A 23,171-nucleotide genomic window follows, 5' to 3' on the forward strand; every position below is an offset into this window, starting at 1 on the left:
CAATGCTTAGCCTTAACACGCTTCTCATCTGCCTTTATGCTCTATGTGCCCGCCGAACTTTTGCCGCATCGCTGACAGAACCTTCTCGGCAAAAGTGTGTTCCTGGCGCGAGCGGAAGCGGGTGTAGAGTGAAGCCGACAGCACATCGGCAGGCACGGCTGACTCTATCGCTGCCATAATTGTCCAACGCCCTTCGCCAGAGTCCTGCACAAAGCCTGTATAATCGGAAAGAGTTGGGTTTTCGGCTAGAGCCATCGCCGCTAGGTCTAGTAGCCACGAGCCCACAACGCTGCCTCGACGCCAGACTTCGGCAATGTCTGCCACATTAAGGTCATAGCGGTAAGCCTCGGACAGTTCTTGCGAGTTGGCATTACGGAAGATATCGAAGCCTTCGGCGTAGGCTTGCATCAGGGCATACTCAATGCCGTTGTGAACCATCTTGACAAAATGTCCAGCACCGCTTGAACCACAGTGCAGGTAGCCAGCCTCTGCAGTGCTGCTCAGTTTTTCGCGTCCCGGCGTGCGGGGAATGTCACCCCGTCCAGGAGCAATAGTTTTGAAAATCGGATCTAGATGTTCAACACTCCCTTTTCCGCCACCAATCATTAGGCAGTAACCTCGTTCTAATCCCCACACTCCGCCACTGGTTCCCACATCGACATAGTTGATGCCCATATCTTGCAGAATCTTGGCACGGCGCACATCGTCTTTGTAGTAAGAATTGCCACCATCAATGATGATATCACCTGGCTCCATCTTCTGTGCTAGCTCGATGACGATTTGCTCTGTCGCGTCACCGGCTGGCACCATTACCCAAGCTACACGGGGTTTAGTCAATTGATTGACAAAATCGTCCAGGGAAGTTGTCCCTTGTGCCCCTTCACTTTCTAACTGCTTCACTTTATCGGGTGTCCGGTTGTATACGATACACTCGTGTCCGTCTCGTAGCAGTCGCCGGACTATATTTGCGCCCATGCGCCCCAGACCAATCATGCCTAGTTGCATATTATTTCTCCAATTGAATTGCGTAATTTAGAGCAAAACTTGCTTGATTGCTGTTTGTAGGGTCGTTAAACCTGTTTGTACATCCGAACCCAGATGGACTCGCAAAGCCCGTCGCGATCGCTCTGCCAAAACTTGAAAGTCACCGCGTGCTTGAGCCGCTTTGACTACACCAAAGCTATATTTCTGTCCCGGCACAGGCAAATCAACTGTAGAATCGCAAGTAATTTGCAAAAAGACACCAGTATTCGGTCCACCCTTATAAGCCTGCCCCGTAGAGTGTAAAAAGCGGGGACCGAAGCCCAAACAAGTTGCTACTTGCTTTGCATCGCGAATCGCTTGCCGGATTGCTTGTAGTTGCGCTTGGTGTGGGTCGTTCATCTCAACGTAAGCCAGCAGAGCAAAGTAATCACTAACTTGGATGCGGTCTAGGTGTGCCCGCAAATAGCCAAAGAGTGAGCGATCGCCTGTTGCTTCAAAGAGTGCTGCTGCATTCTTCTGGTCTGTGAACAACTGAATACCATTTTCTGCTAAAATTGGTGTTTCTGCTGGGAATGCACCCGTCTGTTCATACTCGGACGTCAACTGTCGCGTGGCAATTTTGCTCGCTTCTACATCTGGCTGGTTAAAGGCGTTAATCCCAATAATCGATCCTGCAACGGCAGTGGCGATTTCCCAACGGAAAAACTCCTGACCTAATTGATAGGGATCTCGTATTAGGATGCGTACTATCGGCTGCCCTGCTTGTTCCAAGGCATCTACTGCTGCATCCTGGTTCGGATCTGGGTCAGACTCCAGCCTCACGTAGACAAATAAGCGATCGCTGCCGTAGACCAGAGGCTTCCCTAAGGGTTCCTGGTCAATAGGAATCAATCCCTTGCCATCCTTGCCCGTTGACTCAGCCAGCAACTGCTCTAACCACGCGCCCAAGTCCGAGATACCGGGCGAGGTAATGAGGGTGACTTTGTCCCGACCCTGGTTTGCAAGCACCCCCAAAATTGTTCCCAGAACGACACCGGGATTGTCTGAGGCTGGGACGGTCGCAGCGCAAGAGTGTACCATTTCCTCAGTATAGTCTAGAAACTTTGCTACATCCACTCCCATAATCGCTGCTGGCACTAAGCCGAAATGTGACAGGGCAGAATACCTCCCGCCAATACTGGGTAAGCCAAAGAAAATATCACGGAAGCCGTCACTCTCTGCCACCTGCTGGAGTTTTGATCCCGGATCGGTGATAGCAATGAAGCGTTTGCTTGCTTCTTCAGCACCAAGGACTTGCTGTACCCGGTCAAAGAAATACTGCTTGAAGATATTCGGCTCTAAAGTGCCACCCGACTTACTAGACACGATGAACAGGGTGTTGGTCAGATCCACTTTATTCTCAACCGCCTTAATCTGGTCTGGATCTGTCGAGTCCAATACCTGTAATTCAGGGTAACCAAGTATTTTCCCGAAAGTGAGCTTCATCACTTCAGGGCACAGGCTAGATCCGCCCATTCCTAGTAGTAGTGCGTGCTTAAAACCCTCACTCTTCACTTCTTCGGCAAGTTTTTTGAGGTGGTCAATGTGCGCCAGTTGGTCTTCAGTGATGCCGAGCCAGCCAAGCCAACGGTTCTCATCTGTACTTGTCCAGAGCGAAGCGTCCTGCGCCCACAATCGCCGCACCTTGCCGTTGACGAGCCAATCTTTGAGGGATGCTTGGACGCTCTTGGCGAGGTCATCAGGTAGATAATAACTTTGCCGATCTAGGTCTGTGCCTAGCACCGCTTCACGCTTTTTCTCTACGGCACTTAACAACTTGTCAAACGCTTCAATAAATAGCTGTACTCCCTCCGTCAATAACTGCTTTGTAACATCCTGCATTGAGATGTTGACCCGAGAGAGGGTTTCCATTATGTCGTGCGCTTCTTCTAAATGCTCTTTCAAGCTTGCACGCGGCTGTCCGCGATCGCGAAACGCCTCAAACGTTGCTGGAGGAATCGTGTTCACTGTATCCGCACCAATGAGTTCCTCCACGTAAAGCACATCGCGGTATAGGGGGTTCTTCGTGCTGGTACTAGCCCACAAGAGTCGTTGCGTTTGTGCACCCTTACCCGCTAACGCCTGCCACTGGGCGCTCTGATAGATTTCTTGATAACGTTGATAAGTCAGTTTAGCATTGGCAATAGCAACTTTGCCGATGACGGTGCGTAAGGACGCCTCTTCACTCGCACTGGTAGCTGTCTTGACACGGGCGGTGGCGATCGCATCAATCGCAGTATCAATGCGGCTGATGAAGAAGCTAGCGACGCTGGCTACCTTACTCACGTCCCCACCTTGCGCTGCAAACGCTTCTAAACCGCTGATGTAAGCATTCGCGACCAGCTCGTAGGTTTCTTGGGAGAATAGCAGCGTGACGTTAACGTTGATGCCCTCGCTAATCAGTTGCTCGATCGCAGGGATGCCTGCAGGCGTTGCGGGCACTTTAATCATTACGTTTTCTCGTCCGACCACTTGCCAGAGTCGCCGCGCTTCCGCGATCGTGCCTTGCGTGTCGTGAGCAAGGTACGGTGATACTTCCAAGCTGACGTAGCCGTCACGCTTTTTCGTTTGCTCATAGACAGGTCGCAAGACATCAGCAGTGTCTTGAATATCGCTAATCGCCAATTGCTCATAGAGCGACATAGCGTCCATGTCTTGCTGCTGCTCAAGTGCAATGAGTGCATCATTATAGTCAGTACTGCCAGCAATGGCTTTCTCGAAAATGGCAGGGTTGGACGTGACACCACGCAATCCATCCTCATCCACTAAGCGTTGCAGTTCGCCACTAGTAATTAAGCTGCGTCGAATGTAGTCTAGCCAGACAGACTGCCCGTAATTTTGCAGGGTTTGCAAAGGGTTCACAGTCGCGTTTTTAAAAGCATTGATTAACGTTATTTGCATTACAGGTTCTCAATATGTTTTGCCAGTTACGGTGTTTTCCGCAGCAACAACCTTTTCGAGGGTGAAGCCAAAGTGGCTCGGTCGTTTCCTCAGAGCCGAGGTTCCGAAGATATACGTTCAATGTGCGAGCCATTGTTGCCGACATACTGACCCCAACCAAAGGTGAAGGCTTGTTCGACACAGACCTAGGCGCTACTGGGGAAGTTAACTCTGTGATTAAAGTTTTCACCTTTAAAAAAGGTTTCACCAGTTAAAATCCCTAAGTTAAGGATAAACTTAAATTCTGCTGTAAATTTTATCGTAACTACTGACTGCAACAGATCTGTGCTAACGAGACTTAGACAAAAATTTCGGTTAAAAAGTGGTGTAATCGATGGTAAGTCGCCCCTAAGGCGTATAAAGCCATGTAAAATAGGTTTTTTCTTTCACTTTTCCCCAATAATACCCCTAAATAGTTCCTAAATTCTTTTTATTGAGCTTTATGAGTAAACACATCATCAAACCTTTTAGAGTGACGACTACCGTTAACCGAACCCTATTGGGGCTTGACCTGAACCTTAATAAATCTGAATTAATCTACACTTTTAATTTAATTTGCTGAAATTAAAGTCCTTAACTTATTCACATCGACGAAAGCTTTAAGTTTTTTATAGGATAAATTCAGTCAATAAATTTAAGAAAAGCGCCTGAAAAAAATGCTTGTAAAGCATTTAATTTTGAGCGTTTAAGGTAAGAGATGAGGATTGTTAAGTATTAACCATGAAGATAAAAATCGTAACCAGAAATTCAAAAGACTGGAATAAAGCGCTTAATCTCGTTACACAGAAGTATAAGCATACTTTCGGTGCTGATGTACTACCCAATCCTGATTATTTTGTGGTATGCGTTTTGTCATCAGAGTTCAGCGATCGCGATACACAAATTGTTGCTTGCGCGGGGATGACTTTCAGTTCTAAAGCTTCATTCTTTTCCGAGCAATATTTGGACGAGCCAATAGAACGAATCGTTTCGCGTTTCGAGGGCAAAACGGTAAGCCGTAACAAAATAGTGGAGATAGGGTCACTAGCGTCTGTTCAAAACAAAATTGGTATTGAACTAGTAAAAATTGTGCCTATTATTACCTGGTGCATGGGCAAGGAATACATTTTTTGTACGGTAACAAAACAAATCAGACGTATCTTTGACTGCATGGAACTCCATTTTGAGCCAATTCAACTTTCCGAATATGGAAGGTTGGGCGAATCTGCAAAAGAACAGTGGGGTAACTACTACGACAATTTACCGAAAACTGGATTCATAAGATTAAGCCAAATCTCAAGTTTGTTCTCGAAAAACACTGGGCGTTATCACTTTTCTAATCTTGAGATAGCACTGACAGATATTACGCAGATTAAAGCTTCAAAAACTACTATTAAAGCTGTGGTAAGCAATGCTTCCTTGTAGAGGTTTTATGTCTGATTTCACTCCAGATGAAGTTATAAAAGTGAAATGGAATAGCAGTGTTATGAAGTTTATTAACGAAATTATTGCCAAAACAACGCAGTCTCCTGACGCCATTATGGTGGAAGTGTTGCCAGGTCAAACAACATCAGCACAAACTTACAGTTATGGAGAAATGCTGACGGTGGCTGCTCACTTAAGCAATGAATTGCATCGTCTTCAGACTACACAGGCACATCCCCTCCGAGTTGGCTTAGTAATGGCGAACTCACCCGAATGGGTAGCGGCTGACCTAGCTCTTATGCTAAGTGGCGCTACTGAGGTACCAATTCCTTTGGCGTTTTCAGCAATGCAGGCAAAAAATCTATTGACCTGTATCGATATTTGCCTTGTTGATACACCGGGGGCTGACAGACTAGCGACTTGGTCAGAACAGGGGGAAGCTAATCTTGACTACAAAGCAGTACATATGAACCTACGTACTTTGCTTGACAGTAGCAAAGACGTTACACAATACACTAATGTAGCAATCGCAAAAGAGCAAGAGTTTATTTGCAAGATAATTCACACCTCAGGCACGACCGGTAACCCCAAAGGTGTCAAAATTCGTAGCAACGGCTTATGGGATTTAATAGCGTCGTTACGGCGTAAAGTGAAACCCAACACATATGCACGTTACTTGTCGATAGTACCGCTTAGCCTTTTGATTGAGCAGGTGACAGCAATTTACATGACTTTGAGCGATGGTGGTACCTTGGTTTTTTTACCACCGGAGATACCTCTACTAGGTAGCGCTGGCGTAACCGCAAAAGAACTTCTACCTTACTTGCGTTATGCTGCCCCATCCTCCATGACTCTCCCACCGTCTATGGTAGAGGCGATTGACGGTTACTGTAAGGCGAACACCTACCGGACAAAGAAAGAACTGTTCCAACAGTTGTTTGGTCGTACCGAGCCACCGTTTCTGGCGTGTGGCGGTGCACCAACTTCTCCTACTATCCTAAGCCACCTTGCAGCAAATGGCATTGTTATCTACGAAGGTTACGGTCTAAGCGAAAATAGCTCTGTCGTTTCATGGAATGTTCCAGGCTGCATTAAAGTAGGCACGGTAGGTAAGCCACTCGATCATGTTCAGGTTAAGGTGTCCGACGAAGGTGAATTGTTGGTAAAAAGCTCTTCTCTGTTTGCCGGATATACCACCACCGATCCCTCCAGTTGCGATCTTAGTGCTGACGGGTGGCTCAAAACCGGTGATATCGCCGCCATCGATAACGAAGGTTTTATTTGTATTTATGGTAGAAAGAAAAACGTAATCGTTACTGCAAACGGTCGCAATGTATCCCCAGAATGGGTCGAATCTAAATACAAAACACTCAGTTATGTGGAGGAAGCAGTTATATTCGGCAACGGGCTAGAAAAAATTTATGGCTTTTTCGTAATTGATAAAAATTTTGATGTTTCTGTGGCTAAGGAAAATATTGCCGCATTCGGTGAGCAAAATTTTTCTGAAGTCGAACAAGTCTCAGAAATATTCATTACCAGCAGCACTGATGAAGTATACCGCAACTATTTCACGGTAACTGGTAGACCAATACGAGATAAAATCTGGAATTTTATAAATTAACAGTTCAATCTGGAGGAAAAAATATGTTAAGTTTAGTAAAGGTTACTCAATATGGACAAAGCTACGGTACACTGCTGTTGGGTGAGGCAGACACAACGCTAGATAGTCTCGATAACAACAACGTTCTTAATCAACTCAAACAGTCCGGCTTCATTGTTTTCCGTAATTTCAATGTTGATCTCAATAGCTTTTCTAATTTTGTACAACGCCTCAGTTTTCGAGTCACACTTGACCCTGCTCGCCAATTCTATGGTGCGATCGCGCAAAAAGTGGATGCTGGTTTTGATGCCGTTGGCTTGCATTGCGAGAATGGAAATAGCCCGTTTATGCCACACCTGTGCTGGTTTTTCTGTGAGAAAGCAAGTAGCAGAGGTTCGCAGACGACTGTTTGCGATGGCTATCGTGTGTGGGATATGCTGTCGCCCACAACGCAACAAGTCTTCCTAGACAAAGACATCGTTTACAGCCGCAATGTTGAGTCAGACAAGTGGAAAAACTTTGTATTCCACTCCTTACAGGGCAAAAAACCGATTGGCAACGGAGTTGCTGCTGTGTTTCTTGAACCAATTTTAGGTGGTGCATACCTTACAGTACCACCTGCAGGTTATCTCAAAGAGGTAGAAACGCTGTGTCGGCAAACCAATTCTTTGCTAGTTGTAGACGAGATTCAGACGGGTTTTGGTCGCGTCGGCAAGATGTTTGCTATCGAGTTCGACCAAGTACTGCCGGATATCATTCTATTATCCAAAGGAATTACGGGCGGACACACATCGATTGCGATCGCGGTAATGCGCGATACAGTGGTTCATAAAATTAACACTATTCAGGGTTTGCCAGCACGGTACTTGGCAAGCGAATCAGGTGGCTCGCCCTATGCTTGTGCTGCGGCAGTTGCTTCTATTGAGTTCATTCGCCGGAACAACCTACCGGAGCGTGCTCAACAACTTGGACAAAGGCTTAGACAAGGGTTGAAAGAAGCCGCAAGAAAATACCCTAAACTGATTCTTGATGCGCCAGGCGTGGGGTTAATGACCGGTTTGCGGGTACGCAATTCAGCTGTGGAAACCGCAATTACTATAGAATTGGGCAAACATAAGATACACGTCGGTCATTCAATGAATGAGTCAGCTAAGTACCCTGTGCTACGTTTTTACCCGCCACTGACTGTGACTGCTGAGGAAATTGACCGCGTGCTTGCGGCGCTGCATGAGGTATTGACATCTTTGAATCAGAAGCCAGCACTGTTTTACGACTTGTTTAACCAATTGGTGAAACGTCAATACCGCTTACCGAAGAAACTACTATTCCGTTTGGCTGGTTTAAAAGAAGCCCACTAGATATGGTGTTACTGAAACTGTCACCAGTCCCTTAATTCAGTAGCAAATCAAATAGACAATACACCTGTTTAAGAGTATGTTGAATATTTTCTCTACCTCCAACCATTCCTATAAACTCACCCAGCGAGAGTATATCAACTTAAAGCGTCTAGCAGATTACTCCTCAGTGCAGTCCATGCCAGAAATTTGGCGGCTAGTGCAAGAGCGATTTGGTCAAACCATCGCACTTATGGACTCTCATGCTGAACCAGAAGTCGTTCTCACCTACTCCCAGTTGTATCAACAAATTCAGCTGTTTGCAGCCGGATTGCAGGCGTTAGGAGTGCAACCCGGCGTAGGTGAAGCGGGAGTCAAGTCGCCTCACGTTGCCCTGTTTGCTGACAACAGCCCCCGGTGGTTAATTGCAGATCAGGGAATTATGACAGCTGGAGCAGTGAACGTGGTTCGCAGTTCCCAAGCTGCTTGGGAGGAGCTACTGTATATCTTAATAGACAGCGACAGTACTGCCCTAGTTGTGGAAAATTGCGCGACGCTAAAAAAATTGTATCCTCACCTAGACGCTTTGCCTATTCGGCTTGTTGTCTTGCTATCAGATGAAGATCCAGATGAAAAAGAAACTCTGAAGATATTAAACTATCAGATGCTGATAGCAGCTGGGTCAAACTATTCCCAAAAAACAGTCAATCAAAACCGAGATACACTAGCTACGTTAATATACACGTCTGGAACGACTGGCAAACCCAAGGGCGTTATGCTTAATCATGGAAATTTGCTACATCAAATCACGACCTTTGGTGTAGCAATACAACCGCAGCCAGGAGCATGTGTACTTAGCGTCCTACCCCCATGGCATATCTACGAACGCACTATGGAGTACTTTTTTCTCTCTCAAGGTTGCACGCAGATTTACACCAATAACCGCTATTTCAAACAAGACCTCAAAAAATTTCAACCCAATTACGTAGCTGGTGTACCTCGACTGTGGGACTACATTTATGAAAGAGTGCAAAAGCAGTTCCGAGAACAACCCCCTAATAAACAGCGTCTGATTAACTTTTTGCTAACTAATAGTCAGTATTATATAGAGGCCCGTCGGATGGTGCAAAGGTTGGCTTTAAACCATCTGTATCGGTCACCTCTTTTAAGCCTGATAGCTGGAATACAAACAGTTGCTCGGTGGTCACTTCATGCTCTTGCAAAACAGCTAGTCTATCGACAAGTTCGTTCAACAATTGGTGGTCAGATTGAGCAAGTCATTAGTGGCGGTGCCTCTTTAGCAATGCACTTAGAAAATTTCTTTGAAATTCTTGGCATTGAAATTCTTGTGGGTTACGGCTTAACAGAAACTTCTCCCGTGATTAGCGTCCGTCGCCGTTGGCGTAATCTACGCGGCTCAGCTGGGCAACCGATTCCCGGTACAGAAATCAAAATAGTTGACATTGAGACCCGTCAACCCTTACCTGTTGGTCAGTGTGGCTTGGTTCTAGTGCGCGGACCGCAGGTCATGCAGGGATACTATAAGAATCCTGAAGCAACGGCTAATGCCATTGACTTGGCAGGATGGTTTGATACCGGTGATTTGGGTTGGCTCACACTTGACAGTGATTTGGTGTTGACTGGACGGGCAAAAGATACGATTGTTTTAACAAATGGAGAGAATATAGAACCGCAGCCGATTGAAGATGCTTGTTTGCGATCGCCCTATATATACCAGATTATGCTAGTAGGGCAAGATCGGCGCTCGCTTGGAGCCTTAATTGTTCCCAATCGGGAAGCTTTACAACAGTGGCTAGCTAGCCACAACCTTTACTTGCGCCTAGGTGAGCAATCCTCCTCGCTCCGCAATGGCAATCAAGGGGCAAAACTCACCTGCTCCTACGAGTATCCCGATTGCCACTCAACTGAAGGAATTGACCTTAATAGTAAAATTATCTACGACTTATTTCGTCAAGAATTGATTCGTGAAGTGCAAAACCAACCAAGTTTCCGCTCCAACAATATCATTAGTTCACTTCGGCTGATTCCGGAGCCGTTCTCGATTGAAAATGGCATGATGACCCAAACAATGAAAATCCGACGATCTGTTGTGATAGAGCGCTATCATGATATAATTGAGAATATGTTTTCTATATCTGAGTTGTTACCTGTTCCGTCAGCTTTCACTTCAGTAGTGACATCTGGTTTTTCAAGAAGTACTTTACGTCAATAAAGTAGGTAATACCTGACGTGTTTGGTGTAATAGTTTGGATAGGGACACGGTGCAGTTATGTTCCTGAAAGATATTTTTCACATTAAAATTCATGACAGTGTTGCTGAATCACTTTTAATCGTACAACATACTCTCAATTACATTAGTCAAACAGTTAAGGTTAGTGTCTAATTGTGCTCTTTAACCAACTTGCTCCTGAAAGTAGGTAGACCACAAACAGGCAAATTATCCATGTTTTGTCAATTTCTCTAAATAAAATTTGAGAATAGCTACAGTAGTAATTCCATGCATACCTTCATTCCCCCAAAGCGATTTTTCTCTTATCTCACATGGTCTGATATCCAAGCGATGCCAGATAAGGACAATGTAGTAATCATCCTACCAGTAGGCGCAATTGAGCAACATGGTCCCCATCTACCGTTAATTGTGGATGCTGCAATTGGTGTAGCGGTACTAGGTAAGGCTCTCTCCAAGTTAAGCGATCGCATCCCAGCCTATGCTTTGCCACCCCTATACTACGGCAAGTCGAATGAACACTGGCACTTCCCGGGCACAATTACCCTCAGTGTTCAAACTTTATTGGCAACACTTACCGAAGTGGCAGAGAGTCTCTACCGTGCAGGTTTTCGCAAACTGGTACTTATGAACTCTCATGGAGGACAGCCTCAGGTAATGGAAATTGTGGCACGAGATTTACACGTCAAGTACAGTGACTTCTTAGTTTTTCCAATATTTACCTGGTATGCTCCCAACATTACTGCTGAATTACTAACACTGAAGGAGTTACAGCTGGGTAGCCATGCTGGAGATGCAGAAACAAGCTTGATGCTATCTATTATGCCAGAGCAAGTAAGGATGGAGGCAGCTGTAGCAGAATACCCAAGTGGGTTGCAAGAAGATAATCTACTATCTACGGAAGGCAAGCTGACTTTTGCTTGGGCAACAAGGGATCTTAGTCAGACTGGCATAGTAGGCGATCCGACAGTAGCGACAAAGGAAAAAGGCGATCGCATCCTTGAATCTGTCTCTGATGGTTGGGTAAAAGTTATTAAGGACGTTTACGCTTTCCGTCAACCCCAAGCTTGGAATTGGACTAAGCCGTGATGACATTTCATCTACTACCAGCTGTGGGCAAAAGGTAAATAGTATTTTAGTACTATTTTATTTTTTAGCAGCAGCAACCAAAGAAACTCCAATAATGACGAACATGATTCCTGCTATGCGTAGTGGACTAGCTGGATATCTGGCAAGCCCAATGGCACCATAATGATCTAAGAAAAGTGCTGCAATCATCTGACCAGCAATTGTGAGTGCCAATGTAAGTGCTGTCCCAATGTTAGGTGTGGCAAAAATAGTTGACCAGACATATAAAGTTCCCAAACAGCCACCCACCCACATCCACCATGACGTTTGAGAGATCGAAGTCGAAGTAGGAAGTGGATAGCGGGCAAAGAAACAAATAGCAAGCGATGCGAGAGTGCCAGCAAGATATGAAATAAATGTAACTTGCATTGGCTGACCAACATAACGTTTGAGAAAAGCGTTAAGAGCAACTTGAACAGGTAAAACAGCGCCACCGATAAGTGCTGCTGCCAAGTAAATGCTTCTATCATTCATAAAACATCACTCCGAAAACTAAACAAAAAACTTTTAATACGCTTTAGATTGCTGAAAAAAAACCAGTTTTGCTAGTGCTGCGATCGCTAGGGTATTGTATTGCTGTATATGGTTGCTCCTTGCGACTTGTCTGTTTAGGCATGGCTCCAATTGGTTCACGCGTTACCAGAATATAGAATTGTATTGCTGCCAACTCACATTGTCCCTTGATTGTGCAACGCCCTCTACTGCTCCAAGAGCTTTTAAGGTTGCAATAGTCACTTCCGTTAAACCTGTAGTACCTGTAATGTTCATACCTTCGTATGGTCTGTCAGATCTCATAGTTTTTAAGCACTCACCTGTCTTGATGTTCCACAGCTTAATTGTTTCATCTAGACTCGTACTAGTCAGGCTATCACCTTGAGGACTGAAGGCGACTGAAGATATCCAGCTAGTGTGTCCTTGCAGAGTTTTTAAGCATTGACCAGTATTAACGTCCCACAATTTCACCGTTTGATCGTGACTGCCACTAGCTAGAATATTACTTTCAGGATTAAAGGCAACCGATGAAACCCAGCTGTTGTGCTCCTGCAAAGTTTTTAGACATTGACCTGTGTTAAATCCCACAACTTTATAGTTTGATCGTGACTACCACTAGCTAGAATGTTATTTTCAGGACTAAAGGCAACTGACGAAACCCAACTGTTATGCCCTTGCAAAGTTTTTAAGCACTTACCATCACTGAGATCCCACAACTTTACCGTTTGATCGTGACTACCACTAGCTAGAATATTACTTTCAGGATTAAAGGCAATCGATGAAACCCAACTGTTGTGCCCCTGCAGAGTTTTTAAGCACTTACCATCACTGAGATCCCACAACTTTACCGTTTGATCGTGACTACCACTAGCTAAAGTCTGACTATCTAGAAAGGCGATCGCCTGCACATAATTGGTATGTTTTGATAAAGTTTTTAGGCACTTACCATCACTGACATCCCACAACTTTATCGTTTGATCGTGGCTGCTACTGACTAAAGTCTTACCTTGAGGACTGAAAGCGACCGACTGTACATAACTGGTGTGTCCTGATAAAGTTTTTAGGCACTTACCATCACTGAGATCCCACAACTTTACCGTTTGATCGTAACTGCCACTAGCCAAGATATTACCTTCAGGACTAAAGGCAACTGAAAATGTCCAATTAGTGTGCCCCTTACAAATAAAAATTTTTTTACTATTTGCGAGTCGCCACAAGTGAATTTCACCATTGGTATCACTTGTAGCTAAAATTTGACCATCTGGACTAAATGCCATAGCCAAAATGCCACCCAAGTTTTCCGTAAAAATAGACTTAGATAGATCGGAATGTGCAAAATTGACAGAATGCAGATTGACATTTTGTAAGTAGGCTTGCCAAATGGTCAAATGAGAAAAGTTATAACCTGTTAAATCAATCTTAAGCTGAACTAATAAATTAATAATATTTCCACTTAAATAACTAGGATAATTTGGTGATTTTTCTTGTAAGTTTAGTAGTATTTGATTCAGCTTATATTCAACAGCTTCTTTAGAACCAATCATCATGAGCAATTTAGCTAAAATAGGATCTAACAAAACACGAATATGAATGTTTATGAAATAGTGATTTGCAGTAGCTTTGAGAAGAAAATATTTATGTAAAAATACTGGTTTTTCAATTAAAATTTCTTCACATATAAGTTCAATTAATTGTTCGTTAACATACTCCATAACAACTGGTTGTTGCGTAAACTTTTCTAAAGTTTGCTCTATTAAAGCACGTTGCTGCAAATTTATTAAAGCATCTAGTAATTTTGTTTTTGCAACAACTGGTAAAAAATTATCTTGCAGTTCTGTAAATGCTATTGGCTCGCGATTAATTGCCAACCAGTACATTATTTCCTTTTCTAAATCTGGTAATTGAGCAAACTGCTGCTCTAAAAGACCACGGATCGCACCAACAACAAAACTATTTTGTTTTAGAAATTCTGAAATGTTACCACTAAATAATTCTTGAATAGTATTAGCAACTATTTTTAATGCTAATGGATTGCCGGAATAATGTGAAATTAGTACTCTCCATTCGACTTCTGAACCAGAAAAGAAACCCTTATCCATGAAAATTTTCTGTCCTTCAACCTCCTTTAACCCTTTCAATTGTAATGACCGAACTGGTAGTGTTTTTCCTTCTAATGAAGCCAATTCTTTAGGTTTCTCCCGGCTAGTAATTACCAAACAGCTTTGATGAGGTGTTTCTCCTACCCGTCGAAGTAGTTCACCATATTCTTCACAAGCTTCTGAGTAATGCCAAGTGCGATCGCTAACGTGCAGAATTGCTTCAAAATTGTCTAGTACTAACAAACATCGGTGTTGACGCAAACAGTCAATCAGCAGTGATACTTTACCATCTAAGGTTTTTGGTATTTCACTTTTCTGTTGATTATTCAGAAATTGTAACAGGTTAGTCAGAACTTCTTTAAGAGGTGGAGCATGGCGTAACGAACGCCAAATGAGATATTCAAACTTATCCTGGATTTGTTGTGCACTGTTTATAGACAAAGCAGTTTTGCCGATTCCACCTATACCTAGCAATGCGACTAGGCGACAACGATCTTGTACAATCCATTGCTCTAGCGTAGTAAGTTCTGTCATACGACCATAGAAAACTGATACGTCAATCGCCTCTCCCCAGTCTTGACGCCGATCGGTAAGGACTTTTTCAGGTACCATTCTTTCTAACCCCGAGTCAGGGGTTATGGATTCTTTAATCTGTACAACTTCCCCCAGATGTGTTTGCCCAGCTTCTAAAAAGGATAAGTGCCTTCGGCGCTCTAGTGCCATCTGAAAATTAATTTTACTAACCTTTTCCCCTAAGGCTTCTGATAGAAGTTTCCACAACTTAGGACCAACGTCATGCTTGAGATATTCCGAAGTATATCCTTGAGTTTCTGCAATTTCGTCATACTTTTTACGTTGCCAAGCTGCTCGAAGCATTGCTGTTTCAATATCTTTCAGATGTCTGTTTGTTTTGGCAAAAACTGCAGCATCTGCTACTTTAAATGCTTCTTCAAAGTCCATGACTTCAATCCTTCTCAATTTATGTAAACTACCTACAACAACCTTACGAGTCACTGTAGGCTTTTGCCATCACAAGACGTTATCTTACAAGGCAACACAAGTGCGAGAGTCAGTAGCTAGTTGTCAAAAATGTAACGGAATTTAGTTTAGTGGAGTTTTGCCAGTTGCGCTTTAGCTGCAGCAACCACCTTCTGGGGAGTAAAACCAAATTTGCTCTGGAGTTCTTTAAGGGGAGCTGAGGCTCCAAAGGTATGCATACCGATGCGATCGCCATTTAAGCCGACATACTGACCCCAACCAAAAGTAGAAGCTTGTTCGACACAGACTCGGGCGGTGACAGTGGGTGGGATAACGCTGTCTCGGTACTCTTGGCTCTGTTGCTCGAACAGCTCCCACGAGGGCATACTTATCACACGGGCGTTAATGCCCTCGGCCAAAAGTTGCTCATACGCGTTGACACACAGAAAGACTTCGCTGCCAGTGGCTATCAGCAAAACGTCAGGCTTGCCGTCCGGCGCATCAGCCAGCACATAAGCTCCTTGCTGGACACCAGACGCCGGGGCGTATTGGGAACGATCTATGGTGGGCAGCGCCTGCCGCGTGAGAACGAGAACCGTCGGTGAGTGCTGTAGCTGCATAATTACCCGCCAAGCCTCCACTACCTCGTTGGCATCTGCGGGACGTAGGGTAATCAGGCCGGGAATGGCTCGCAACGAAGCTAGCTGTTCTACAGGTTGGTGCGTCGGTCCATCTTCGCCGACCCCAATCGAGTCATGGGTGAAGATGTAGATTGCAGGGATTTCCATCAGCGCGGCGAGCCGGATTGCGGGTTTCATGTAATCGCTAAAGATTAAGAACCCGGAACCATAAGGGCGGACTTTGGCAAGTGCCATGCCATTGAGAATAGATCCCATTGCATGTTCGCGGATGCCAAAGTGGAAATTTCGACCGCCATAATTCTTGGCAGTGAAATCTCCGGCTTCATCGAACGTGAGACGGGTCTTAGTTGAGGGAGCCAAGTCAGCCGAACCTCCAATCAGCCACGGCACGTTCTTGGCGATGGCATTAAGCACTTTTGCTGAGGCATCACGTCCGGCTAATCCTTTGGTGTCGGGCAAGAATGTAGGTAAGTCATAATCCCAGTGTTCGGGCAACTGCCGATGCTGCATCCGATATAACTGGTCAGCTAGCTCTGGATACTGGACTTTGTAGTCATTGAACTTAGCCATCCAGACTTCACGCAGTTCATATCCGCGCTTGGCAATCCCTGACTGAAAATGCTCTCGCACCCCTTTGGGCACCAAGAACTTGGCGTTTTCCGGCCAGCCGTAATTCCGCTTAGCCAGCTTAATTTCTTCTTCGCCCAACGGTTCTCCGTGAGCAGCACTGCTGTCTTGTTTGTTCGGCGCACCGTAGGCAATATGGCTATCGACAATGATTAACGTAGGTTTGTCGGGCGTGTTCTTAAAGGTTTTAAAAGCCCGATCTAGCATTTCCAGGTCATTGGCGTCGCCTACGCGAGTAACATTCCATCCGTAGCCGATGAAGCGCGTGGCTACATCTTCGCTAAAGGCCCACTCAGTATGACCTTCGATAGTGATCTTGTTGTTGTCATAGATCCAACACAAGTTAGAAAGTTTGAGGTGACCAGCCAAGGAAGCGGCTTCGCTGGATACCCCTTCCATCATGCAGCCATCACCACACAGGGCGTAAACGTCATAATTGAACATCTCGAAGCCGAGACGGTTGAAGTACTGGGCCATCCATTGTCCAGCAATGGCCATTCCCACACTGGTAGCAACTCCTTGACCTAGGGGACCGGTTGTCGTTTCAACGCCGGAAGTCCAACGATACTCCGGGTGACCAGGACACTTACTGTCAAGTTGGCGAAATCGCTTGATGTCCTCCAAGGGCACCGACAACTCCCCCAACTGCTCGTATTTGGCATTCACCGCCTTGACTTCACATAGGTGCAGTAACGAATACAACAGCATAGAAGCATGGCCGATGGAGAGGACAAAGCGATCGCGGTTGGGCCAGATCGCGTCATTGGGGTCGAACCGTAAAAATCGCTGCCAGAGGCAGTAGACCACTGGTGCCATAGACATGGGGGTGCCAGGATGTCCGGAGTTCGCCTGTTGAACCGCATCCATAGACAGGGTACGAATGGTGTTGATACATAGTTCATCAGTTTGCTTTTGGATATCAATTTGCGTTTGAGTAACCACTGCTTTCCCTCCTTTGGGTTTTTACATACTTTAAAGTGAAGCAATCAGCTATTTCTTTGCCTGCCATTCAAGTCCGCTTAAATTAAATTTATCTAAACATTTCTCCAATCATTCAATAACAACTCACTGGATTAAAAGTATCCATCTTCACTGTATAAATCAACCGCCTAAAGACATTCCTGCAAAATCGAGAAGCCCAACCTTTGGTGTTACAGATAATGGCAATTTAAGCCATGACAAGAAGCCGCTCTTTCCTACAGAACCAGAACACAAAGGCAAAGCCAAGTGCAAAAAACATTGAGGTAAGTGAAGTTCAAGTGTAAGAGTTTCAGGTACATTTACATTTTGTAACGTAGTTCTGTTTATTCGGTGCCTACTTACTTAAACTTACGTAGAACTCAAGTTACTAAGAACTTACTTATTCTCCAAGCGCCTTGCAAACATTTTGGACAAGAGTCAGATCGATCGCATCATGTATATCAGGTGCAGATCGCGCAACAGCGCTAACAGTACGCTTGAAATGAGCTGCAGCTTTATCAGATTCTTGGTCAATCAAACCCTTGACTGTATTAGTGACAAGGTCGGTACTCAGGCGGATAGACTTGACAAGTTCATTGTTAGCACGCGCAACTACAGGGTCGATGGACGAAATGCTTTGTTCGCTAAGGCTTAGTCTTTTGGCTTCATATTCGCTTTTCGGCAAAAAATTAACCCATATACTAAGCAAGCACACCGCCCACATCAGCAAACTCAGCATTACCAGTAGTAGCGTCTGGCGCAATCTTCTAGAAACTTCAATCATTCTAACCATGAGGTTACCTCTTTCGTGCTTGGTTAAGCAGCTGTATAAATAGCTCATTCAGTAAGTACAGTTTTCACTTTCAATAAACTCTTGACCAGTTAAAATCGCTAATTTAAGGGCTAACTTAATATTTTTTTGCTGTAAATTTCTTCGTGATGCATTCAGTAGTGATAAGTAGGTAAGCACCGAATAAACAGAACTACGTTACAAAATGTAAATATACTAGAAACTCTTACCAAGTTTCCCCTGTGCTATTACCTCGGTTCTTTGAGCCGTCAGGAAAAGAGTAGCAACAGTCAACACAAAACATAACTGCGACAGATTTGGTGCCGAGTAAATCTTGAATCCGTAATACTTTTCTGGCTTTCATTTTTATTCGCAAACATCTTCATTATTTGTAAGAGAAAACACTAAGTTTTTCTTTAATAAGTCGATCTTCGATGGACAAAACCTTCGTTGAATCGGCAGAATTAACGAAGTTTCACAGTAAAACGAGTTTGGAGCTAAATGGCAATGGATAATAGCTGTGTCTGATAATTTGAGCGCTCCGGATACAAACGGTAAAAAGTTTTTCACTTAAAAAGTTTTTCACTATAGTCTACGCACGCAGGATGCGCTCACGCGAGGGGTAACAACTATAAGCAACTTCTGTTAAATGGTATATCTAGCTCTTTACATTAGAATAGCGCTCAAAGAGGATACAACCATCCTTTCATTCAGAAACATCATAAATCAAGCCCAAACGAACTTGCGTGGGATAGTCTTACGTATAAGCCTAGGAGTGAGGTAATAATGTTAACCAGAAGGCAATTGATGATGGCAAGTGCGGGGTTGGGAGCAGCATTCCTCGTTCCGGCGATGCTTAAGGCGAAGAGAACTTATGCGACCTTGCCGCAGATCTCGAAATTTACCGAGACTCTGCCAATACCGTTCCCAAGTGCCGCACCCAGCACTTTAACGATCGCATCGAGTTCACACTCGTTCCACAGCAACCTAGGGGCAGGCCCCACGTGGGGCTACGGCGGGGCTTCCTACCTCGGACCGACTATCGAGGTCACTCGAGGCACGCCGCTTAGGCTCACTGTGGAAAACAAACTCGGACCGCACCCGCTGCCACTTGATTTGAGTTTACATGGCGTGCTAGAGTCCGACAGAACCAGCCCACGGGTTTCGTTGCACCTGCACGGCAGCAACACCGAACCACAAAGCGACGGTTACCCGACAGACACGTTCACGCCGGGACAGTCCTATGTATACAACTTCAACAACAATCAGGAAGCAGCGACGCTGTGGTACCACGACCATGCGCTCGGGATCACTGGACAGAACGTGATGGCTGGACTCGCCGGGTTCTATCTGCTTAGGGACATTGACGATCCAGCAGGTGGCAATGGACCGCTTGGTATCCCCGCTGGTGCTCCTTATGAGATACCGATGGTGCTGCAGGATCGGACATTCAATGACGATGGCTCAATATTCCACCCCGAAAAGTGGGAACCGGAGTTTCTTGGTAACGTCGCCACTGTCAACGGCAAGGCGTGGCCGAACCTTGATGTTGAACGCACCGTGTACCGATTCCGGATTATCAACGGCTCAAGTTCCCGAACCTACAACCTCAAACTATCGTCAAATCAACCAATTATTCAAATCGGCACCGATGGAGGTTTTCTTAACGCTCCAGTGCAGTTGTCCAGGCTGCTACTGTCTCCCGGCGAGCGGGCTGATGTACTGATCGACTTCTCCAAAAACCTGCCAGGAGAGAAAATCGTTTTGGAAAATGAGGCTATTGCGCCGTATCCGCAAGGTAGAGCCAACACCATATTAGGTAATTTTTTACTGCCCGAAATCATGCAGTTCACGGTGAACGCGGTCGCTGCTGCTCCTAGAGCCATTCCCCAGACACTGCGAGTGCATAAACCACTCATAAAGCCGATTGCTACTACACCGGTGCGACAGCGGTTCCTGACGCTGGTAGAGATCCCAAGCCCAACCGGGCCGCTTGTGGTACTGCTGAACTACATATACTGGGATGAGGCCGAGAGCTACCCGGAGGCGCTGATGGAGCGACCAAAGGTGGACACCGTGGAGCAGTGGAACATCATCAACCTTCAGCCGGTCGCCCACCCGATGCACCTGCATCTGGTTCTGTTCCAGATCCTCAATCGGCAAAAGATCGATACAACCCAGTACATGAAGGCATACCTCGCCAACGGTCCTCGCACAGTACTCACACACCACGCACCTGGTGGGCCAAAGGTGCCAGCTGGTTACCCACCGCCCGATCCCACAGAGTTTGCAATCGGTCCGGCGAGACCGCCTGCGCCTAACGAGGCCGGGTGGAAAGATACAGTGCTAGTCAACCCAGGTGAGGTCACCCGTCTCATTGTCCCGTTCGGTGCCTCTGCTGCGGAGAACCTGCCCTTCGGCAACTCGTTCACCGGGCGCTACGTGTGGCACTGCCACATGATCGATCACGAGGACAACGAGATGATGCTGCCCTTCGAAGTAGTACCGTAGTCTCTACCAGAAGCAGGTCAGCTCTACAAAAACCATTAAACTTTTAGTTTCCATCGTAACTCTCATGGCAGAAAATTCCTCTTCATCTCAACTTGCTTCTACAGTAACTGAGAGTGAACCTAATAACTCTCTCGCTACCAAACAATCTCTACCATCTGGTATCAGTACTGTAAATGGACAACTTAGCAGCAGTGACCTTGACTTTTTCACCATCTCAGGTCTTGATTCTGGGAGTTTATTTACCGTAGAGGTCAATTCGGACACATTTGATCCAGTTCTAGGGTTGCTTGATAATTCTGGTGATATCCTAGCGATAAGCGATGACAGCGCTGACAATAGTGTCATACCTATACTAACCGGAATAGTACCAGCAAGTGGCAGTCTGAATTTGGCAGTGTCTGGCTTCATGGACAAGAACCTTACAGGTGACCATTTTCAATTTGGTTCCTATACACTGTCATTAAAGTCATTTACTTTACCCGAACCCTCTGTTAACCCAACAATCATCAACGGTAGCTTTGAAAGCAGTGATTTTACTGCATGGACAACAATAGGCGCTACAAGTATTCAGAAGTCGGCGTTTGGTAGTGGTCTAATCGAGGGAACTTCCCAGGCTTTATTGTCAACGGCGGGTGCCACATTTTCTGACGCAATTATAGAAACATTTTTAGGGTTAGAAGCTGGAAGCCTGGATAATCTTGGTAATGGGGGCGTTATTCAAGGCTCAGCTATTCGACAAACATTCACGGCGAATGCTGGAGACATTTTGACTTTCAATTGGAATTTCCTTACGAATGAGAAGGCACAAGTGTTCCCTTTTAACGATTTTTCCTTTGTCTCAATCAGTTCTCTATCAGAACTGGCTGACACGACGTTCTCATCATCCGTGACTTCCTTGACCACACAGTTTTTTGACGAGACTGGCTTTCAAACTTTTTCCTTTACGATACCGACCACCGGAACATATACTTTGGGACTCGGAGTTGCAGATGTGGGGGACAACACTATTGATTCTGGATTATTGGTTGACAATGTTACACTCACCTCCGTCCCCGGATCCACTTGGTATTGAGCCGAGATCCGTGTAAAAACCTGCAATATGGTCGGAAAACCCTTGCTGCATTTAGGTTTTAGCGTTTTTGATGTCAAATCAGAATTGTGCATGAATGCACTGGCACTTTTCACCCCATAATCGCTTCTCTCCTATCAAACAGAATTATAAATACTGTGTGGTAGGAATCTCATTGTTTGGGCTATATCCTTTGCCTGTAAAAGTTTCAGGCAATTCACGGCAAAAGATACTCATCGTCCAAGCTGTAAAACTTGTAAATAAAATTAATAAATACTCCAATTGTTGTAGCGATACATACCCAAAATTTGCGCTCTTCTGCAAATTTTACTTAAAAATTGCTGAAATCTATATATATTAAAAGTTTCCAGACCATCTTGCAGGTTTTTACTCGTATCTCGGCTCCATACCATCAGAACCACACTATAAAAAACCGTTATGAAACCTTGTAATACATTTTAAGACAACGTGACCGCTATGCGCTTATTTTCTGTCATAAATGGAAAATAAGCCATGTCCAATATTAATCATCTAAATTTTCAAGCACTGGAAATGCTGGAGAAAAATCCCAATCATTTCCTCAGAGGAGCAAGCCAACATTTTAGCTACAAAACAGAAGACAACATAACAGGAGAAAGATTCCACCTTCTCATACAGCAGATGGGATTGGGACTCAACGTAGACCCACTCCTGAAATGCTATCCTCAAATGAAAGAATGGGTTGAAAAACTGAAGCCTATAATTGGCATTCCTGCCTCTTCAAAGCGATGGGAAGCCGTCCTCCAAAAACTAATAGGAGAAAACCTTTTATTAGCACAATACAATCTCATCATTGAGACAGGAGAACAAGCGATTGGCATAGACTGGTCTATCAGTCGAAATCGAAAACACGAGCACTTAGAACAATGTTGGCACACACAGCTGAACTTAAACTTTGTAAGCCGGAAAAGAACTTATACAATAATATTGGCTCAGAAAACCATAGGAGATGTTTTAGAAAATGATATACATAGTGTGGCATCTAAAGGAATTGTGACGACAGAAGAAATAGAAAGAATGCTCAAAGATGCATCAAAATTAATAAATACTATATTAATAATATTTTCTTAAGATTTGGGGAACTTCTGTGCGTTCACATTCTTTATTTAGTATTTGAGCGCAGACCAAGGGGAACAAGCCAAAATACTTACCAAATTTGGAGTTTCATTGGTGATAAAGTTACAGCTAACTTCGTATTGTGTAAATTCTTCATTGCCTTCGTCACCTGTTGATGAAAAAAGTGTAAGAATTATGGAAATAGCAAATGCAAGCGTGTATTCACTGTATA

The 23,171-nt window shown here is 44.8% G+C and carries 12 protein-coding genes and 4 pseudogenes; 8 read left to right on the forward strand and 8 right to left on the reverse strand.

What is annotated here, in order from left to right; genetic code table 11:
- Window positions 1–24: 24 nt before the first annotated feature.
- The 3 genes and pseudogenes from gnd to WA1_RS55335 form a co-directional block, all read right to left on the reverse strand.
- The gene (gnd, locus tag WA1_RS25045) at window positions 25–1,005 is read right to left on the reverse strand and encodes a phosphogluconate dehydrogenase (NAD(+)-dependent, decarboxylating) (RefSeq protein ID WP_017739779.1); all 981 of its coding nucleotides are present in this window, start codon (window positions 1,003–1,005) and stop codon (window positions 25–27) included.
- A 27-nt stretch (window positions 1,006–1,032) separates the two neighbouring features.
- A complete protein-coding gene (locus tag WA1_RS25050; protein WP_017739778.1) occupies window positions 1,033–3,924 on the reverse strand; it encodes a bifunctional transaldolase/phosoglucose isomerase in 2,892 nt (963 codons plus the stop codon).
- 349 nt (window positions 3,925–4,273) lie between these two features.
- A pseudogene (locus WA1_RS55335) lies at window positions 4,274–4,432 on the reverse strand (IS701 family transposase); the annotation flags it as partial.
- 251 nt (window positions 4,433–4,683) lie between these two features.
- On the opposite strand from WA1_RS55335, the gene WA1_RS25055 reads away from it, so the two are divergent.
- The 5 genes from WA1_RS25055 (at window position 4,684) to WA1_RS25075 (ending at window position 11,638) form a co-directional block, all read left to right on the forward strand.
- The gene (locus tag WA1_RS25055) at window positions 4,684–5,367 is read left to right on the forward strand and encodes a thermostable hemolysin (protein ID WP_017739777.1); all 684 of its coding nucleotides are present in this window, start codon (window positions 4,684–4,686) and stop codon (window positions 5,365–5,367) included.
- 7 nt (window positions 5,368–5,374) lie between these two features.
- The gene (locus WA1_RS25060; RefSeq protein ID WP_158516694.1) at window positions 5,375–6,988 is read left to right on the forward strand and encodes an AMP-binding protein; all 1,614 of its coding nucleotides are present in this window, start codon (window positions 5,375–5,377) and stop codon (window positions 6,986–6,988) included.
- Between the two features lie 23 nt (window positions 6,989–7,011).
- Window positions 7,012–8,325, forward strand: a complete 1,314-nt coding sequence (locus WA1_RS25065) for an aminotransferase class III-fold pyridoxal phosphate-dependent enzyme (RefSeq protein WP_017739775.1) — start codon at window positions 7,012–7,014, stop codon at window positions 8,323–8,325.
- Between the two features lie 76 nt (window positions 8,326–8,401).
- Window positions 8,402–10,534 (forward strand): AMP-binding protein, encoded by a 2,133-nt coding sequence (locus WA1_RS25070; protein WP_017739774.1) that lies wholly within the window; start codon window positions 8,402–8,404, stop codon window positions 10,532–10,534.
- 285 nt (window positions 10,535–10,819) lie between these two features.
- Window positions 10,820–11,638: a creatininase family protein gene (locus WA1_RS25075; protein WP_017739773.1), complete on the forward strand. Its 819-nt coding sequence runs from the start codon at window positions 10,820–10,822 to the stop codon at window positions 11,636–11,638.
- Between the two features lie 57 nt (window positions 11,639–11,695).
- Here WA1_RS25075 and WA1_RS25080 read toward each other — a convergent pair whose 3' ends face one another.
- The 5 genes and pseudogenes from WA1_RS25080 to WA1_RS25095 form a co-directional block, all read right to left on the reverse strand.
- A complete protein-coding gene (locus tag WA1_RS25080; RefSeq protein WP_017739772.1) occupies window positions 11,696–12,151 on the reverse strand; it encodes a DMT family transporter in 456 nt (151 codons plus the stop codon).
- 162 nt (window positions 12,152–12,313) lie between these two features.
- Window positions 12,314–13,542: pseudogene (locus WA1_RS61800) on the reverse strand (WD40 repeat domain-containing protein); the annotation flags it as partial.
- Window positions 13,543–14,277: 735 nt separating this feature from the next.
- Window positions 14,278–15,228 (reverse strand): annotated as a pseudogene (locus tag WA1_RS61805) (helix-turn-helix domain-containing protein); the annotation flags it as partial.
- Between the two features lie 146 nt (window positions 15,229–15,374).
- Complete coding sequence (gene tkt / locus WA1_RS25090) at window positions 15,375–17,456, reverse strand: transketolase (RefSeq protein WP_017739770.1); 2,082 nt, start codon at window positions 17,454–17,456, stop codon at window positions 15,375–15,377.
- 418 nt (window positions 17,457–17,874) lie between these two features.
- Window positions 17,875–18,267: a hypothetical protein gene (locus WA1_RS25095; RefSeq protein WP_017739769.1), complete on the reverse strand. Its 393-nt coding sequence runs from the start codon at window positions 18,265–18,267 to the stop codon at window positions 17,875–17,877.
- A 783-nt stretch (window positions 18,268–19,050) separates the two neighbouring features.
- On the opposite strand from WA1_RS25095, the gene WA1_RS25100 reads away from it, so the two are divergent.
- The 3 genes and pseudogenes from WA1_RS25100 to WA1_RS62095 form a co-directional block, all read left to right on the forward strand.
- Window positions 19,051–20,775 carry a multicopper oxidase family protein gene (locus WA1_RS25100; RefSeq protein WP_017739768.1) on the forward strand — a complete coding sequence of 575 codons (1,725 nt, stop codon included), beginning with the start codon at window positions 19,051–19,053 and terminating at the stop codon, window positions 20,773–20,775.
- A 64-nt stretch (window positions 20,776–20,839) separates the two neighbouring features.
- Window positions 20,840–21,847, forward strand: coding sequence for a hypothetical protein (locus WA1_RS25105; RefSeq protein WP_017739767.1), 1,008 nt, complete (start codon window positions 20,840–20,842; stop codon window positions 21,845–21,847).
- 927 nt (window positions 21,848–22,774) lie between these two features.
- A pseudogene (locus WA1_RS62095) lies at window positions 22,775–22,930 on the forward strand (ISL3 family transposase); the annotation flags it as partial.
- Window positions 22,931–23,171: the final 241 nt, after the last annotated feature.

Origin of the sequence: Scytonema hofmannii PCC 7110, from assembly GCF_000346485.2 — a bacterium.
GTDB lineage: Bacteria > Cyanobacteriota > Cyanobacteriia > Cyanobacteriales > Nostocaceae > Scytonema > Scytonema hofmannii.

Coding starts and splice junctions, on each gene's coding strand:
- WA1_RS25100 (WP_017739768.1), top strand. CDS start 19,051: ATGTTAACCAGAAGGCAATTGATGATGGCAAGTGCGGGGTTGGGAGCA.
- WA1_RS25050 (WP_017739778.1), bottom strand. CDS start 3,924: ATGCAAATAACGTTAATCAATGCTTTTAAAAACGCGACTGTGAACCCT.
- WA1_RS25075 (WP_017739773.1), top strand. CDS start 10,820: ATGCATACCTTCATTCCCCCAAAGCGATTTTTCTCTTATCTCACATGG.
- WA1_RS25070 (WP_017739774.1), top strand. CDS start 8,402: ATGTTGAATATTTTCTCTACCTCCAACCATTCCTATAAACTCACCCAG.
- WA1_RS25105 (WP_017739767.1), top strand. CDS start 20,840: ATGGCAGAAAATTCCTCTTCATCTCAACTTGCTTCTACAGTAACTGAG.
- WA1_RS25095 (WP_017739769.1), bottom strand. CDS start 18,267: ATGGTTAGAATGATTGAAGTTTCTAGAAGATTGCGCCAGACGCTACTA.
- WA1_RS25055 (WP_017739777.1), top strand. CDS start 4,684: ATGAAGATAAAAATCGTAACCAGAAATTCAAAAGACTGGAATAAAGCG.
- WA1_RS25060 (WP_158516694.1), top strand. CDS start 5,375: ATGTCTGATTTCACTCCAGATGAAGTTATAAAAGTGAAATGGAATAGC.
- gnd (WP_017739779.1), bottom strand. CDS start 1,005: ATGCAACTAGGCATGATTGGTCTGGGGCGCATGGGCGCAAATATAGTC.
- WA1_RS25080 (WP_017739772.1), bottom strand. CDS start 12,151: ATGAATGATAGAAGCATTTACTTGGCAGCAGCACTTATCGGTGGCGCT.
- WA1_RS25065 (WP_017739775.1), top strand. CDS start 7,012: ATGTTAAGTTTAGTAAAGGTTACTCAATATGGACAAAGCTACGGTACA.